13 protein-coding genes are annotated in these 16,144 nt (G+C 72.1%); 8 read left to right on the top strand and 5 right to left on the bottom strand.

All coding sequences use genetic code 11. The features are described 5' to 3' along the window. Positions 1–69: 69 nt before the first annotated feature. Positions 70–783 (bottom strand): hemolysin III family protein, encoded by a 714-nt coding sequence (locus tag ACIGXJ_RS17430; RefSeq protein ID WP_399645726.1) that lies wholly within the window; start codon positions 781–783, stop codon positions 70–72. Between the two features lie 369 nt (positions 784–1,152). Here ACIGXJ_RS17430 and ACIGXJ_RS17425 point away from each other — a divergent pair, with 369 nt between their 5' ends. Further along, entirely contained in the window at positions 1,153–2,976 is a 1,824-nt protein-coding gene (locus tag ACIGXJ_RS17425; protein ID WP_399645723.1) for a phosphoenolpyruvate carboxykinase (GTP), read from the top strand. A 544-nt stretch (positions 2,977–3,520) separates the two neighbouring features. Beyond that, positions 3,521–5,554, top strand: coding sequence for a calcium-binding protein (locus ACIGXJ_RS17420; protein WP_399645720.1), 2,034 nt, complete (start codon positions 3,521–3,523; stop codon positions 5,552–5,554). 241 nt (positions 5,555–5,795) lie between these two features. Here ACIGXJ_RS17420 and ACIGXJ_RS17415 read toward each other — a convergent pair whose 3' ends face one another. Then, positions 5,796–6,209: a hypothetical protein gene (locus tag ACIGXJ_RS17415; protein ID WP_399645718.1), complete on the bottom strand. Its 414-nt coding sequence runs from the start codon at positions 6,207–6,209 to the stop codon at positions 5,796–5,798. Positions 6,210–6,298: 89 nt separating this feature from the next. After that, positions 6,299–7,510, bottom strand: a complete 1,212-nt coding sequence (locus ACIGXJ_RS17410; RefSeq protein ID WP_399645715.1) for a pyridoxal phosphate-dependent aminotransferase — start codon at positions 7,508–7,510, stop codon at positions 6,299–6,301. Positions 7,511–7,634: 124 nt separating this feature from the next. Between ACIGXJ_RS17410 and ACIGXJ_RS17405 the strand changes: the two genes are divergently transcribed. Both ACIGXJ_RS17405 and ACIGXJ_RS17400 read left to right on the top strand, forming a co-directional pair. Continuing rightward, positions 7,635–8,348, top strand: a complete 714-nt coding sequence (locus ACIGXJ_RS17405; protein ID WP_399645712.1) for a hypothetical protein — start codon at positions 7,635–7,637, stop codon at positions 8,346–8,348. Between the two features lie 143 nt (positions 8,349–8,491). Continuing rightward, positions 8,492–9,337 (top strand): serine protease, encoded by an 846-nt coding sequence (locus tag ACIGXJ_RS17400; RefSeq protein ID WP_399645709.1) that lies wholly within the window; start codon positions 8,492–8,494, stop codon positions 9,335–9,337. A gap of 5 nt (positions 9,338–9,342) precedes the next feature. On the opposite strand, the gene ACIGXJ_RS17395 is transcribed toward ACIGXJ_RS17400, so the two are convergent. Both ACIGXJ_RS17395 and ACIGXJ_RS17390 read right to left on the bottom strand, forming a co-directional pair. After that, positions 9,343–10,926, bottom strand: a complete 1,584-nt coding sequence (locus tag ACIGXJ_RS17395) for an amidohydrolase family protein (protein WP_399645706.1) — start codon at positions 10,924–10,926, stop codon at positions 9,343–9,345. 12 nt (positions 10,927–10,938) lie between these two features. After that, the gene (locus tag ACIGXJ_RS17390) at positions 10,939–12,204 is read right to left on the bottom strand and encodes an amino acid deaminase (RefSeq protein WP_399645703.1); all 1,266 of its coding nucleotides are present in this window, start codon (positions 12,202–12,204) and stop codon (positions 10,939–10,941) included. A gap of 134 nt (positions 12,205–12,338) precedes the next feature. Between ACIGXJ_RS17390 and ACIGXJ_RS17385 the strand changes: the two genes are divergently transcribed. The 4 genes from ACIGXJ_RS17385 to ACIGXJ_RS17370 all read left to right on the top strand — a co-directional run bounded on the left by ACIGXJ_RS17385 (position 12,339) and on the right by ACIGXJ_RS17370 (position 16,142). Further along, positions 12,339–13,400, top strand: a complete 1,062-nt coding sequence (locus tag ACIGXJ_RS17385; protein ID WP_399645701.1) for a sugar kinase — start codon at positions 12,339–12,341, stop codon at positions 13,398–13,400. Beyond that, positions 13,397–14,158, top strand: a complete 762-nt coding sequence (locus ACIGXJ_RS17380; RefSeq protein WP_399645697.1) for an IclR family transcriptional regulator — start codon at positions 13,397–13,399, stop codon at positions 14,156–14,158. Before ACIGXJ_RS17385 ends, ACIGXJ_RS17380 begins: the two co-directional genes overlap by 4 nt. Beyond that, entirely contained in the window at positions 14,155–14,565 is a 411-nt protein-coding gene (locus ACIGXJ_RS17375; protein ID WP_399645694.1) for a RidA family protein, read from the top strand. Before ACIGXJ_RS17380 ends, ACIGXJ_RS17375 begins: the two co-directional genes overlap by 4 nt. 113 nt (positions 14,566–14,678) lie before the next feature. Further along, positions 14,679–16,142: a GntP family permease gene (locus ACIGXJ_RS17370; protein WP_399645691.1), complete on the top strand. Its 1,464-nt coding sequence runs from the start codon at positions 14,679–14,681 to the stop codon at positions 16,140–16,142. Positions 16,143–16,144: the final 2 nt, after the last annotated feature.

Below are 16,144 nucleotides of genomic sequence, written 5' to 3'. Positions count from 1 at the left end.
ACGGTTTCCGGGCACGCAAAAAGGCCACGGCTCCGATGAGCCGTGGCCTCGCGGAGAGGGGTGTGCGCGTTACGCGTGCTGGTAGGCGACCAGTGAGATGCCGATGTAGTGGGCGATGAAGGCGGCCAGCGTGAACGAGTGGAACACCTCGTGGAAGCCGAACCAGCGCGGCGAGGGGTTGGGGCGCTTGATGCCGTAGACGACACCGCCCACGCTGTAGAGCAGGCCGCCGACGATCACCAGGACCAGCACCGCGATGCCACCCGCGCGCATGAAGTCGGGCAGGAAGAACACCGCCGCCCAGCCCATGGCCAGATAGCAGGGCGTGTACAGCCAGCGCGGGGCGCCGACCCAGAACACCCGGAAGACGATCCCGGCCGCCGCCGCGGCCCAGATGCCCCACAGCAGCCACTGCCCCTTCGCGCCGGGCAGCAGCAGCATGGTCAGCGGGGTGTAGGTGCCCGCGATGATCAGGAAGATGTTGGCGTGATCCAGCCTGCGCAGGACGCCGTCCATGCGCGGGCTCCAGTTGCCCCGGTGGTACAGGGCGCTCACGCCGAACAGCAGACAGGCGGTCAGGGCGTAGATGCCGCAGGCCAGGCGGCCGCGCGGGGAGTCCGCGAGCGCGGTGAGCACCAGGCCCGCGACGAGTGCGGCCGGGAACATGCCGAGATGCAGCCAGCCGCGGAGCTTCGGTTTGATCGGATGCGGCGACGAGGGCGCGACGGAACCGCGGCCGGCGGCCGGCGTGTCCAGAGGCGCGTCGGTGGCGGACGCAGTCATGCCTGAATCGTACCTACGGAACCGTAAGTTACGGACGGACCCGGGCGGATGAGTGGCGAAGAGTGGCCATCGTCTCACGCGCGTCCGCCCCGAGTCTGCCCCGCGCACCCCTGTGTCCGCCCCCGTGCGCCCCGTGTCCGCCCCTCGTCAAGGCAAAGAACTTTTTGCTGAACGCCATGTGGACGCAAAGAAGCGTCGCTAAGCGTGGCGATCCTCACTCTGCTCACCTGTGAGGTCCTCTGGACAGATGGGCGCGGACGTCGGATGATCAAATGAGTGCGGTCGGCACCGGATGAGCAGCTGCGAAGCATCCGGGTCGCGGCCCCCACGGGGCAGACAGGACAAAAAACCCTCTTTCTAGGAGCAATCGTGGCGCGAGACATCGCGGCTCCCTCCGTCGTCCCCACCAACCACCAGGAGTTGGTCTCCTGGGTCAACGAGATCGCCGAACTCACGCAGCCGGACAACGTGGTCTGGTGCGACGGATCCGAAGCCGAATACGAGCGGCTCTGCGAGGAACTGGTCGCCAAGGGCACGTTCAAGAAGCTCGACCCGATCAAACGCCCGAACTCCTACTACGCGGCCTCCGACCCCACCGACGTGGCGCGTGTCGAGGACCGTACGTTCATCTGCTCCGAGAAGGAGGAGGACGCGGGCCCGACCAACCACTGGAAGGCCCCCGCCGAGATGCGGGAGATCTTCGCCGGTGAGAAGGGCCTGTTCCGCGGCTCCATGAAGGGCCGCACGATGTACGTCGTGCCCTTCTGCATGGGCCCGCTCGGCTCCCCGCTGTCCGCGATCGGCGTCGAGATCACCGACTCCGCCTACGTCGCCGTCTCCATGCGCACCATGACCCGCATGGGACAGCCGGTCCTCGACGAGCTCGGCTCCGAGGGCTTCTTCGTCAAGGCCGTCCACACCCTCGGCGCCCCGCTCGCCGAAGGCCAGGAGGACGTGCCGTGGCCGTGCAACTCCACCAAGTACATCTCGCACTTCCCCGAGTCGCGCGAGATCTGGTCCTACGGATCGGGCTACGGCGGCAACGCCCTGCTCGGCAAGAAGTGCTACGCCCTGCGCATCGCGTCCGTCATGGCGCGCGACGAGGGCTGGCTCGCCGAGCACATGCTCATCCTCAAGCTGACCCCGCCGCAGGGCGAGTCGAAGTACGTCGCCGCCGCCTTCCCGAGCGCCTGCGGCAAGACCAACCTCGCCATGCTGGAGCCCACGATCTCCGGCTGGACCGTGGAGACCATCGGCGACGACATCGCCTGGATGCGCTTCGGCGAGGACGGCCGCCTCTACGCGATCAACCCCGAGGCCGGCTTCTTCGGCGTCGCGCCCGGCACCGGTGAGCACACCAACGCCAACGCGATGAAGACGCTGTGGGGCAACGCGGTCTTCACCAACGTCGCCCTCACCGACGACGGCGACGTGTGGTGGGAGGGCATGACCGAGGAGGCCCCCGCCCACCTCACCGACTGGAAGGGCAACGACTGGACCCCGGCGTCCGAGACCCCGGCGGCCCACCCCAACGCCCGCTTCACCGTGCCCGCCTCGCAGTGCCCGATCATCGCGCCCGAGTGGGAGGACCCCAAGGGCGTGCCGATCTCCGCGATCCTCTTCGGCGGGCGCCGCGCCACCGCGGTGCCGCTGGTGACGGAATCCTTCGACTGGAACCACGGCGTCTTCCTCGGCGCCAACGTGGCCTCCGAGAAGACCGCCGCCGCCGAGGGCAAGGTCGGCGAGCTGCGCCGGGACCCGTTCGCCATGCTGCCGTTCTGCGGCTACAACATGGGCGACTACATGGGCCACTGGGTCGACGTCGCCAAGGGCAAGGACCAGTCCAAGCTGCCCAAGATCTACTACGTCAACTGGTTCCGCAAGAACGACGAGGGCAAGTTCGTCTGGCCCGGCTTCGGCGAGAACAGCCGCGTGCTCAAGTGGATCGTGGAGCGCCTGGAGGGCAAGGCCGAGGGCGTCGAGACCCCGATCGGCGTGCTGCCGACGAAGGCCGCCCTGGACACCGACGGCCTGGAGCTGTCCGAGTCCGACCTGGACTTCCTGCTCACCGTCGACAAGGACGTGTGGCGCGAGGAGGCCGCCCTGGTGCCCGACCACCTCAACACCTTCGGCGACCACACGCCGAAGGAGCTGTGGGACCAGTACCGCGCCCTGGTGGAGCGCCTGGGCTGACGACCCGCAGAAAAAAACAGGGCGCACCGACGCCCTCCGAGATCCCCCGCGGCCGGCCCCGATGGGAGCCCTGACCAGTGATCGTCACGGCCGGCCGCGGGAGGCGGCACATCGTCACGAACCGTGGCCCCGCACAATGGCGTGCGGGGCCGTGCTGCTTCCCGCCCCCGCGCGCCCGTGACGCTGGGCCGGCGCCTGCCCCTCCGGGTGGCCGGCGCTTCGGTGCCGCCGGCGCTTCCACGTGGCCGGGGCTTTGGTACCGCCGGCGCTTCCGCGCGGCCGGTGCTTCGGTGCCGCCCGAGCTTCCGCGCTGTCGGCGCTGCGATGGTGCCCGCGCCTTCGCGCCGCACGTGCTTCGGCACCGCCTGCGCGTCCGTGCTGCCGGTTTCGCCGCTGCCCGCTGCCCGCTGCCCGCTGCCCGCGCCCCCCGCGCGCTCGCCGCACCCCCGGCGACACACCCGCGGGGATGGATTCCTGCGTCCGGTGAGGGCAACGCCGGTCGTGCCGGAGGGCCGTGTGTGTGAGCGGCGAAAGGCTGTCGGTCATGCTCACACCCCATGCGCGCCGGGCGCGGCGCGGCCCCGGGTCCCTTCTGGCCCGGGCCGGGACCGTCGCGGCGACCGTCCTGGCACTCGTCCTGACCCTCCCCGGCACCGCGAACGCGGCCCCCGGCGACCTCGACCCCACCTTCGGCGGCGACGGCAAGGTCCTCGCCCCTCTCGCCGGTGACGACTACGCACACGACGTGGCGGTGCAGTCCGACGGCAAGATCGTCTCCGTCGGCTCCTCCGCCGACAACGCGCTGCTGGAGAGTCACTTCGCGCTGACCCGCCACAATGCCGACGGCACCCTGGACACCAGCTTCGGCGGCGACGGCAAGGTCACGACCGCCATCAACAACATGAACCCCGGCCTGCAGTGGAGCGAGGCCCACGCCGTCACGCTCCAGGCGGACGGCAAGATCGTCGTGGTCGGCAACAGCTGGCGAGAGTACGAGGACTGCTGCTGGTTCGTGGTGGCCCGCTACAACACCGACGGCACCCTGGACACCAGCTTCAGCGGCGACGGCCGGGTCTTCGCCGACATCGCCGGCCCCACCGACGCCCTCGACGTGGCGATCGACGCCGGCGGGAGGATCGTCGCGGCCGGCTACACGGGCGGTGAGATGGCGGTGCTGCGCCTCACCGGCGACGGCACCCCGGACCCCGCCTTCGGCGGCGGCGACGGCATCGTGACCGCGAACCCGGCGGGCCCGATCCTTCAGGAGGGCGGCGACGGCCGCGCCCTGGCGCTGCAGCCCGACGGGAAGATCGTCGTCGGGGGCGAGGTCGGCTCGACCGCCTTCGACTTCGCGCTGATGCGCTTCACCACCGACGGCAGCGTGGACACCACCTTCTCCGGCGACGGCATCGTCCGCACCGACTTCGGCGGCTACGAGGCCGTGGAGGCGCTCGCCGTGCAGCCGGACGGCCGGATCGTCGCGGCCGGCTCCAGCGACGGCCGGGCCGCAGTGGGCCGCTACCTGAGCGACGGCAGCCCGGACACGAGCTTCGACGGCAACGGCCGGGTCCTCACCACCGGCGCCACGATCGCCGACATCGCGCTGCAGTCCGACGGGCGGATCGTCGCGGCCGGCACCAACGGGGACGACTTCTCCGTCCTGCGGTACAACCCCGACGGCAGCCTCGACGGCGGCTTCGGCGCCGGCGGCCGGGCGACCGCGGGCTTCGGCGGCAGCAGCGACGCGGCGCGCGGCGTGAAGCTCGACTCGGCCGGCCGGATCGTCGCCGTCGGCGCGGGCGGCACGAACACCGACTTCGCCCTGGCCCGCTTCCTGGGCGGCGGCACCACGCCCCCGCCGCCGGCCGGCGCCGACCTGTCGGTCACCAAGACCGGCACCACCACGATGAGCATCGGCAGCCGCGCCACGTACACGGTGACCGTCACCAACAACGCCGCCGACACCTCGGCGACCGGTGTCACGCTCACCGACACGCTCACCGGCCCCGCCGGCTCGGTCATCTCCGCCACCACCAACCGGGGCAGCTGCACGATCAACGCCGACGGCGCGGTCTGCAGCCTCGGCACCCTCGCCCCCGGCGCCGCGGGCGCGGCCACGGTGACGATCGTGGTCGAGCCGCGCGCCACCGGCACCCTCACCGACCGGGCCACCGTCAGCTCCACCACGTCCGACCCGGTGTCGGGCAACAACACCGCCACGAAGACCACCACGATCGACAACGCCCGCGGCTGCACCCGTGTCGGCACCAGCGGCAACGACACCATCACCGGCACCAGCGGCGCCGACGTCATCTGCGCGCTCAGCGGCGACGACGTCGTCAACGCGGGCTCCGGCAACGACACCGTCCACGGCGACTACGGCAACGACCGCGTCGACGGCGGCTTCCAGGACGACCGGCTCGTCGGCGGCCCGGGCAACGACACCCTGACCGGCTACTACGGCAACGACCGGCTGGAGACCGTCGACGGCGTCCCGGGCAACGACACCGCCAACGGCGGCCCCGGCACCGACACCTGCACCACCGACGCGGGCGACACCCGCATCAGCTGCCCCTGACAGCAGAACATCCTGAAGCACGGGCGGCGGCCCTGGATCTTCGCAGGGCCGCCGCCACGGCAACGCCCGAGGGGCGCGGGGAACTGCGCGAGCGACCACGGACAGCCGTAACCTGCCCGCCGGCATCAGACCCCGCGGCGCTCGACGGCTCAGGCCGACGCAGTGCATGGCGCCCGGTCCGCGCGTCGCTGCGGGTGCACGCGGACCGGGGCCGTGGAGGGGAGCCCCGGACGAGGGGGGCTCAGGAAAGGGCCGGCTCGCGGGACGCGAGGGCCTCGGTGTGGGCGTCCATGCGCTCGGCGGCGAGGATCGCGGACGCCGTGTCCGCGCGGGACGCGGCGACGACCAGGGCGCGCCCGGCGAGGGCGTGGGCCCGCCGGTGCAGGGCCGCTGCCTCCCCGGTGGCGGTGGGGACCGCGCGGACCGGCGCCGTGCCGCCGCGCAGGCGCGAGATCTGCGAGGCGAGCCGTTCCGCCGCCTGGTCGAGGTCGGCGGACGGCGCCAGGGCCCGCAGTTCGTCGGTGACCGCGAGCAGCGCGCCGAGATGACTCGCGAGCTGGATGTCCAGCTCTTCCTCACGCGTGCGGTGGGGGAAGTCCGAGGACGTGCCGGCCATCGCCCGGTGGACCGAGTTGGTGCGGATCGGTTCGTACATGGATGGCCTCCTGCTCTCTACGGAAGCCATCCTAGCTTGGATTCAGTCTAAAGTTGAGCTGTTCGTAGAAAGCGTCGCCGTCCCGGGGCTCACGGCTGGCTGTAGCCGTCCAGGAAGTTCCCGATCCGGCCGATCGCGTCCTGCAGGTCGCGTGCCGTCGGCAGGGTCACCACCCGGAAGTGGTCCGGCTCGGGCCAGTTGAAGCCCGTGCCCTGCACGACCATGATCTTCTCGCGCCGCAGCAGGTCCAGCACCAGCTGCCGGTCGTCCTTGATCTTGAACACCTTCGGGTCCAGGCGGGGGAAGAGGTACAGCGCACCCTTGGGGCGGACGCAGGTCACGCCCGGGATCTGCGTCAGCATCGAGTGGGCGACGTCCATCTGTTCCTTCAGCCGCCCGCCCGGCAGCACCAGGTCGTTGATCGTCTGGCGCCCGCTGAGCGCCGCGACCACCCCGTGCTGGCCCGGCATGTTCGCGCACAGCCGCATGTTCGCCAGGATCGTCAGACCCTCGATGTAGGACTCGGCGTGCGCACGCGGGCCGGAGATCGACATCCAGCCCACCCGGTAGCCGGCCACCCGGTACGCCTTCGACATGCCGTTGAAGGTCAGGGTGAGCAGGTCCGGGGCGACCGACGCGGTCGGGATGTGCTGCGCGCCGTCGTAGAGGATCTTGTCGTAGATCTCGTCCGAGCAGACCAGCAGGTTGTGCCGGCGTGCGATGTCGGTGAGGCCCTCGACCATCGCCCGGTCGTACACCGCGCCGGTCGGGTTGTTCGGGTTGATGATCACGATCGCCTTGGTGCGGTCGGTGACCTTGCGTTCGACGTCCGCCAGGTCCGGCATCCAGTCGGACTGCTCGTCGCAGCGGTAGTGCACGGCCGTACCGCCGGACAGGGACACCGCCGCCGTCCACAGCGGGTAGTCCGGGGCGGGCACCAGCACCTCGTCGCCGTCGTCCAGCAGGCCCTGCATCGCCATCACGATCAGCTCGGAGACGCCGTTGCCGATGTAGACGTGCTCGACGTCCGTCTCGATGCCGAGGGTCTGGTTGTGCATGACGACCGCCCGGCGCGCGGCCAGCAGGCCCTTGGCGTCGCCGTAGCCGTGGGCGCCGGAGACATTGCGGAGGATGTCCTCCAGGATCTCCGGCGGGCACTCGAAGCCGAAGGCGGCCGGGTTGCCGGTGTTCAGCTTGAGGATGCGGTGGCCCGCCGCCTCAAGCCGCATGGCCTCCTCGAGAACCGGGCCCCGGATCTCGTAACAGACGTTGGCGAGCTTGGTCGACTGGATCACCTGCATGTAGGGAGCTTACGGGCCGCTCCGTCGCCCCGGGTCGTGTTTTCCGCCACGTGAGACGCCGGGTTTGTTCGGTTATCGCCGGTAGCTGTCGCAACCTACCCGCCAGTCTCTAAAATGCGCGCCCATGTCTGAGTACCGTCAACCCGACCCCGGGACGTACCCCCTGAGCGCGGCCGGCGCCGCCACCGACGGGTACGACGGGCAGGCCGTGCCGCGGACGCCGCCGAACGTCTACCACCCGCAGGCCGCCGACGCCGTCCCCGCCTACGACGAGTACGCGGACCCCGCCGCCGCCCACGGCTGGCAGAACGCCTACGACGAGACGGCCCGGCTTCCCCAGGTGCCGGACGGCCCTGCCGGCGCTCCCGGGGGCCGCGTCGCCGCGCGCGGCGCCCGCCGGGCGGCCGCCCGCCGTGACCGCCGGCTGCTGTTCGCGGGCGGCGCCGTCGGTGCCCTCTCCCTCGCCGCGCTGGTGGCGGGCTTCTCCCTCGGCGGGTCCTCGGACGACGGCCCGGCCGGCCGGGGTGAGCGTACGGTGCCGACGGCCCAGGACACCGCGGGTGCCACGGACCTCCAGGAACCGGGCGCGGCCGACGCCACCTCCGAGGGCCCCGCCGCGCCCGCCTCCCAGGAGGCGGGCCCTTCCCCGGACGCCTCCCCGACGGACTCCCCGGACGCCTCGGCCGCGCCCGGCGGTGACCCCGCGGCGACGGGGCGGCCCACGGAATCCACCGGCCCGGCCGCGCAGCCCTCGGCCCCCGAGGTCTCACCCACGGCCACCGGCGCCAAGCCGGGCCGCGGGCAGGGCAGGCCCGAGACCAAAGGGCCCAAAGGGTAGGCCCGAGCCCGCGGGTCGGTAATCGGCCATCCGGGCCTGAAACGGCTCCTTGTCCCCTCCTGTCCCTGCACTAACAATGCGCATGACAAGAACGGGGCGGCCGGAAGATCTCCGGCCGCTCACGTCCATAGAGGGGACCCCACATGAACAAGCCTCTCCTCGCCGCGCTCGCCGCCCTGGTGATCGCCGGGGCGGGTGCGGCACCCGCCGTCGCGGCCACCGGGACGGACAGCGGGAGCGCGGCGCCCGCGGTCAAGGCCGTCAACTTCGCCGGCACCGTGGCGCTCAGCAACTGCTCCGGCTCCGTGATCCGCATGCCCGACTCGGCCGACGACGACCCGGCGCTCGTCCTCACCAACGGCCACTGTCTGGAGACCGGGATGCCGGACCCGGGCGAGGTCGTCGTCGACCAGCCCTCCACCCGCTCCTTCAGCCTGCTGAACTCCTCGGGCACCCGCGTCGGCACCCTGCGCGCGAGCAAGATCGCCTACTCGACGATGACCGACACGGACGTCGCCGTCTACCAGCTCACCCGCTCCTACGCCTCGATCCGCAGCACCTACGGCATCAACGCCCTCACCCTGAACGACACCCACCCGGTCGCCGGCACCGCCATCAGCGTCGTCTCCGGCTACTGGAAGCGGATCTACAACTGCTCCGTCGACGGCTTCGTCTACCGCCTGCGCGAGGGCGGCTGGACCTGGAAGGACTCCCTCCGCTACACCTCCGCCTGCAACACCGTCGGCGGTACGTCGGGCTCGCCCGTGATCGACCAGAGCACCGGCCGGGTCGTCGCCGTCAACAACACCGGCAACGAGGACGGCCAGAGCTGCACCGTCAACAACCCCTGCGAGGTCGACGCGAACGGCAACGTCACCGTCCGCCAGGGCATCAACTACGCCCAGCAGACGTACACCCTCGCCGCCTGCTTCGGCCTGGACAACAAGCTCGACCTGTACGCGAGCGGCTGCGTCCTGCCCAGGCCGTAAGGGCGTCACACGGGCGTGCGGCGCACCGACCGCCCGGCCAGCACGTCCGTCCGCCGCCCGTCCTCGATGACGAACCGGCCGTCCACCAGGACGTACGGGATGCCCGTCGGCAGGGCGCGCGGGCGGTCGTAGTCGGAGCCCGCCGCGACGGTCGCCGGGTCGAAGAGCACCAGGTCGGCCCGGTGGCCCTCGCGCACCAGACCGCGGTCCGGCAGCCGCAGCCGGGCCGCGGGCCGCGAGGTGAGGTGCGCGACGCACTCCTCCAGCGACAGCACGCCCAGCTCACGGACGTAGCGTCCGAGGTAGTGCGGGAACGTGCCGTACGCCCTCGGGTGCGGCTTGGCGCCCTGCAGGATGCCGTCCGAGCCGCCGGTGTGCGCCCGGTGGCGCATGATGGTCCGGACGTTCTCCTCGTGGCCCACGTGCTGGAGGATCGAGGTGGCCAGCCGGTCCCCGAGGAGCAGCCGGCGGGCCGTCGCCCAGCCGTCCAGGCGGCGGCCGACCTCACCGGACAGGGCCGGGTCGCCCACGCCCGAGATCTCGATCGTGTCCCAGTCGACCGGCACCCCGTGGCAGCCGTCCGAGCCGGTCACCTCCAGGTCGTGCCGGATGCGCTCGGCCGTCTCCTCGTCCGCGAGCCGCCGCAGCACCGCCTCCGGCCCGCCCTCGCCCGCCCAGCTCGGCAGCAGCGCCGCGAGCGTGGTGCTGCCCGGAGTGTAGGGGTACGTGTCCAGGCTGATGTCGGCCCCCGCCGCCAGGGCCTCGTCCAGCAGGGCCAGCAGCTCCGGCGCCCGGCCCTCGTTCACGCCGAAGTTCATCGTCGCGTGCGCCAGGTGCAGCGCGCAGCCCGCCTTCCTCGCGAGCTCCACCATCTCCGCGTACGCCTCCAGCGCGCCGGCGCCGTAGGAGCGGTGGTGCGGGCAGTAGTAGCCGCCGTACGAGGCCACCACCCGGCACAGCTCGGTCAGTTCGGCGTCCTCGGCGTACATGCCCGGCGTGTACGTCAGCCCCGACGACAGTCCGACCGCGCCCTGCTCCAGCCCTTCGGCGACCAGCCGCCGCATCCGGTCCAGCTCCCCGGGCGTGGCCCTGCGGTCCTCCCAGCCGACGACGAGCGCGCGGACCGTGCCCTGCGGGACCAGATAGGCCGCGTTGACGGCGATGCCCCGGTCCAGGCGGTCCAGGTACTCGCCCACCGACCGCCAGTCGAAGTCGATGTCGTCGCCGTGGCCGTTCCAGCCGGTGATCGCCCGGCGGACCTCCTCCAGGGTGCGGTCGTCGACCGGGGCGTACGACAGCCCGTCCTGGCCGAGGACCTCCAGGGTCACCCCCTGCGCGGCCTTGGCGCTGTGGTCGGGGTCGCGCAGCAGCGCGAGGTCGCTGTGGGCGTGCATGTCGATGAAGCCGGGGGAGAGGACGAGGCCCTCCGCGTCCAGCTCCCTCATGGCCCGGGGGCGCTGGCAGCCGGCGGCCGCCGCCTCCTTGACGATCGAGACGATCCGGCCGCCGTCGACCACGACGTCCGCCCGGTAGGAGGGCGCGCCGGAGCCGTCGACGACGTCCGCGTCCCGGATGACGAGGTCTTCCACAGGGCCTGCCTCCTAGAAGAACGTCCGGATGTATTCGACGACCGTCCCGTCCGCCTCGGCCACCGGGATCAGCTGCCACTTGTCGAACGACGTGCACGGGTGCGACAGGCCGAGCCCCACCCAGTCCCCGACCTCCACGTCCGCCTCGTCGGTGGTCCGCAGCCAGGCGTGCTGGTCGGACAGGGCGGTCACCGAGACGCCGGTGGCCGGGCGCTCGGTGCCGCCGCGGCGGACCACCTGGGCGAGGGGCAGGCCGAGGTCGTACGCCGCGTCCCGCTTGCCCGTGTTGACGAACGCCTGCTCGGGCGAGGGCCGCGAGACCACCTGGGCCCACAGCCGCAGGGCGGGCTCCAGCGCGCCTTCCGCTGGCACCCGGTTGAAGGGCGTCAGCCTGCTGTAGTGCCCGTCGTCGTGCGAAACGTACGCGCCGGAGCGCAGCAGCTTCAGCACCGGCCGGGACAGGGCGGGGATCTCCGCGAACACGTCGGCGACGGCGTCGAACCAGGCGCTGCCGCCCGCGCTGACGACGATCTCCTCGGCGCGGTCGAACCGGCCTGCCTTGTCGAGGTCGACGGCCAGCGCCACCAGCCGCCGCAGCCACGCGGTCACCCGCTCCGGGGTCGCCTGCGGCACCTCGCCCTCGTAACCCGCGACGCCAGCCAGGCGCAGGGTGCCGGTCGCGGCGACCGCCTCGGCCACGGCCACGCACTCGGCCTCCGTGCGGGCGCCGGTCCGCGCGCCCTCGCCGGCCGCCAGCTCCACGACGACGTCCAGGGGGCGTTCCGTGCCCGCGAGGGCCTCGTCCATCAGTTCCACACCGCGTACCGAGTCGACGTAACAGACGAGCCGGAAGTCCGGGTCGGCGGCGAGTTCGGCGGCGATCCAGCGCAGGGCGGCGGGGTCGACGAGTTCGTTGGCGAGGAAGACGCGCCGGATGCCGAACGCCCGGGCCACCCGCACCTGGTGCGGCACGGCGAGGGTGATGCCCCACGCCCCGTGCTCGATCTGCCGCTGGAACAGCTGGGGCGCCATGGGGGTCTTGCCGTGCGGGGCGAAGGCGAGGCCGTGGCGTTCGGCGTACGTCTCCATCAGCCGCAGGTTGTGCGCGAGGCGCTCGGCGGACAGGGCGAGCACGGGCGTGGTGAAGCCGCCGGTGAAGAGGTTGCGGCGCTGGGCGGCCAGCTCGCCGACGGTGAGGCCCTCGGCGTCCGGCGGGAGGCCCTTGAAGCGGTGGTCGACTCGTTCGGCGGCCAGCTCTGCGAGCGACTCGGTACCCATGGAACCTCCCTGATCAGGTGCGTTGCGCTAAGCGCAACGACCATTGCGTATGCCGCTTACGGCTGTCTAACATCTCGCCCGACGCCGGGTCAACGAAACCGGCCCCGCGCGGCCCTGAGGAGCGTCCGACCATCGTGACCGCCACCGGACCCACCCCGTACGCCGTGGACCTCGTCGCCCTCGGCGAGTCCATGGTCACGTTCCTGCCCACCCGGCCGGGACCGCTCGCCGACGTGCCGTCCTTCGAGCGCGGCATCGGCGGCGCGGAGTCCAACGTGGCCTGCGCGCTCGCCGCAGCGGGCCATGCCGTGCGATGGGTCAGCCGGGTCGGGGCCGACGGGTTCGGGGACCATCTGGTGGAGGCCGTGGGCGCGTACGGCGTCGATGTGTCGGCCGTCGGGAGGGATCGGGAGCGGCCCACCGGGGTGTACTTCCGTACCGCCGGGGACCGTTCGACGGACGCGCACGAGGTGGCGTACTACCGGACCGGGTCGGCGGCGTCCGCGATGAGCGTGGCGAACGTCGACCTCTCCGCGGCCCTCTCGGGGCGGGTGCTGCACCTTTCCGGGATCACGGCCGCGCTGTCGGGGGAGTGCCTGGAGCTGCTGCGCGAACTGACCGCACGGCGGGACGGGCGCCCTCTGGTGTCCTTCGACGTGAACCACCGGCCCGGACTGTGGCCCCGCCGGGGAGGGGCGGACGTAGTCCTGGACCTGGCACGGGCGGCGGACATCGTGTTCGTCGGGGCCGACGAGGCGCGGGACGCGTGGGGGCTCCACGGAGCCCGTGCCGTCAGGGACGCCCTGCCGGAACCCGGCACCCTGGTCGTCAAGCTCGGCAAGGGCGGCGCGATCGCCTTCGACCGGAACACCGAGGGCCCGGAGGACGCCGACGGGACCGCCACCCTCCAACGCGCCCCCCGAGTCGACGTCGTCGCCGCGGTCGGTGCCGGGGACGCCTTCGCCGCGGGTTTCCTCTCCGCCACCCTGCGCGGGCTGCCCCCGCGCGACCGCCTCCGGCACGGGCACCTCTGGGCCGCGGCCGTGCTCACCGAGGCCGGGGACCTGGCCGCGCCGCCCTCCCGGGGGCACGCCGACCGGCTCGCCGCCCTCGACGACGACGCGTGGGGGAGACTTCGACTCGGCCCCGGCTGGACGTGTGCCGGTAAGGCCTCGGAGGAGGTACGTACGCCATGAGCCAGACCGTCGACCGGGCACTGAGCATCCTGCCGCTGCTCGCGGAGGGCCCCGCCGACCTGGGGCAGGTCGCCGACCGCCTCGGTGTCCACAAGAGCACCGCCCTGCGCCTGCTGCGCACCCTGCACGAACACGGGCTGGTCTACCGCCAGTCCGACCAGCGCTACCGGCTCGGCGCCCGGCTGTTCGCGCTCGCCCAGGAGGCGATGGAGAACCTCGACATCCGCGAGATCGCCCACCCCCACCTGCTGCGCCTCAACGAGGAGTGCGGGCACACCGTGCACCTCGCCGTGTACGAGGAGGGCGAGGTGCTCTACATCGACAAGGTCGACAGCCGCTACCCGGTGCGCATGTACTCGCGGATCGGCAAACCCGTCGCGATCACGGTCGCGGCCGTCGCCAAGCTGCTCCTCGCCGACCTGCCCGAGGCCGAGCGCCGCGCGGTCGCGGAGAAGCTCGACTACCCCCTGTACACGCCCCGTTCGACGCCGAACGCCGCCGCCTTCCTCAAGGAGCTGGAGCGGGTGCGCGAACAGGGCTGGGCCTCCGACCTCGGCGGCCACGAGGAGTCCATCAACTGCGTCGCCGCGCCGATCCGCGGCGCCGACGGCCGGGTCGTCGCCGCCATGTCGGTGTCCGCGCCGAACGTCGTCGTCACCGCCGACGAACTCCTCACCCTGCTCCCGCTGGTGCGCCGCGGCGCGGACGCCATCAGCGGCGAGTACTCCGGACGAACCACCGTAAGGGACCCCGCATGACGGACAAGATCGCGCTCACCCCGAAGACCCACACCACCCCGCCCGCGAAGTTCTCGCACGGCGTGAAGAAGGGCAACATCCTCCAGGTCGCCGGCCAGGTCGGCTTCCTGCCCGCCGAGGACGGCAAGCCCCCCACGCCCGCGGGACCCACCCTGCGCGAGCAGGCCCTGCAGACCCTCGCCAACGTCAAGGCGATCCTGGAGGAGGGCGGCGCCTCCTGGGACGACGTGCTGATGATCCGCGTCTACCTCACGGACGTGGCCCACTTCGCCGAGATGAACGAGATCTACAACGCCTACTTCGAGGCGCAGAACCTCACCGCCCCGCCCGCCGCCCGCACGACCGTCTACGTCGGCCTCCCCGCCGGGCTGCTCATCGAGATCGACGCGCTCGCCGTCCTCGGCTGACGCCTCCCCCCTCTCCTCCGCACGCCGCATCCCACGGCACGGCACCCACCGCGGTGCCGTGCCGCGGTCCGCCCTGCCCGAAAGCTCCATGCCCTTACCCAGAGGACCCCCGTATGTCCTACTCGCTCGCCGCCCCCGCCCCCGAGGCCCCACCCCACACGGGTGGCCTCCTGACGCTGATCGACGGCACGGCGGGACTGCTCACCGTCGCCGCCGTCGGGATCGCCCTGCTGCTCCTCCTGATCATCAAGGTGCGGCTCCAGCCGTTCGTCGCGCTGCTCGCCGTGTCCATAGCCGTCGGCCTGCTCGCCGGCCTCTCCGTCACCGAGCTGTTCGGCACCGTCCAGCGCAGCGACGCCGTGTCCACCATCGAGTCCGGCATGGGCGGCATCCTCGGCCATGTCGCGATCATCATCGGCCTCGGCACCATGCTCGGCGCGATCCTGGAGGTCAGCGGCGGGGCCGAGGTGCTCGCCTCGCGCCTGCTCGGCCTGTTCGGCGAGAAGCGCGCCCCGCTCGCCATGGGCGTGACGGGTGTCGTCTTCGGCATCCCGGTCTTCTTCGACGTCGGCATCTTCGTCCTCGCGCCGATCGTCTACGCCGCCGCCAAGCGGTCCGGCAGATCGATCCTGCTGTACTGCCTGCCGCTGCTCGCGGGCCTGTCCATGACCCACGCCTTCCTGCCGCCGCACCCCGGCCCCGTCGCCGCCGCCGGACTCCTCCACGTCGACCTCGGCTGGGTCATCCTCATGGGCGTCGTCTGCGGCATCCCCGCCGTGCTGGCCGCCTGGGTGTTCTCGGCCTGGGTCGGGCGCCGGATCTTCGTCGCCGTGCCGCAGGACATGGTGGAGGCGGCCGAGGACGCCAGGCGCGCGGTCCGGGCCGAGCAGGCCGAGCCGCGCGAACAGCCCGTCGCCCTCGGCACGGTCCTCGCCGTCATCGGTACGCCGCTGATCCTGATCCTCGCCGCGACCTTCTCCTCGATCGCCCTGGACCCCTCCACCCCGCGTTCGGTGATCGAGTTCTTCGGGCACCCCTTCGTGGCCCTGACGATCGCCCTGCTGCTCGCCTACTACGTCCTCGGCGTCCGCCGCGGCTGGTCCCGCAAGTCGCTGGAGACCGTGTCCACCGCGTCCCTGAAGCCGGTCGGCAACATCCTGCTCGTCGTCGGCGCGGGCGGGGTCTTCGGCGCCGTACTGAAGGCGAGCGGGGTGGCCCAGGCGCTGTCCGACACCTTCCACGACGTCGGCCTGCCGGTGATCGTGCTGTCCTATCTGATCTCCGTGGTGCTGAGGGTCGCCCAGGGCTCGGCGACGGTCGCCATCGTCACCACCGCCGGCATCGTCGCCCCGCTGCTCGCCGGGGGCGACCACTCCCAGGCGTTCGTCGCCCTCGTCATCATGGCCGTCTCGGCGGGCTCCATCTTCGCCTCGCACGTCAACGACGGCGGCTTCTGGATGGTCGCCAAGTACTTCGGCATCAGCGAGCGGGACACCCTGCGCAGTTGGACCGTGCTGGAGTCGGTGCTGTCGGTGGTGGGCTTCGTGACGGCCGCCGGGCTGAGCATCTTCGTATAACG

The organism is Streptomyces sp. NPDC053367, assembly GCF_044545925.1.
In the GTDB taxonomy this organism is placed as follows: Bacteria; Actinomycetota; Actinomycetes; order Streptomycetales; family Streptomycetaceae; genus Streptomyces.
The sequence above is the reverse complement of the archived record's forward strand: the minus strand, read 5'-3'. Positions and strand labels throughout refer to the sequence as shown.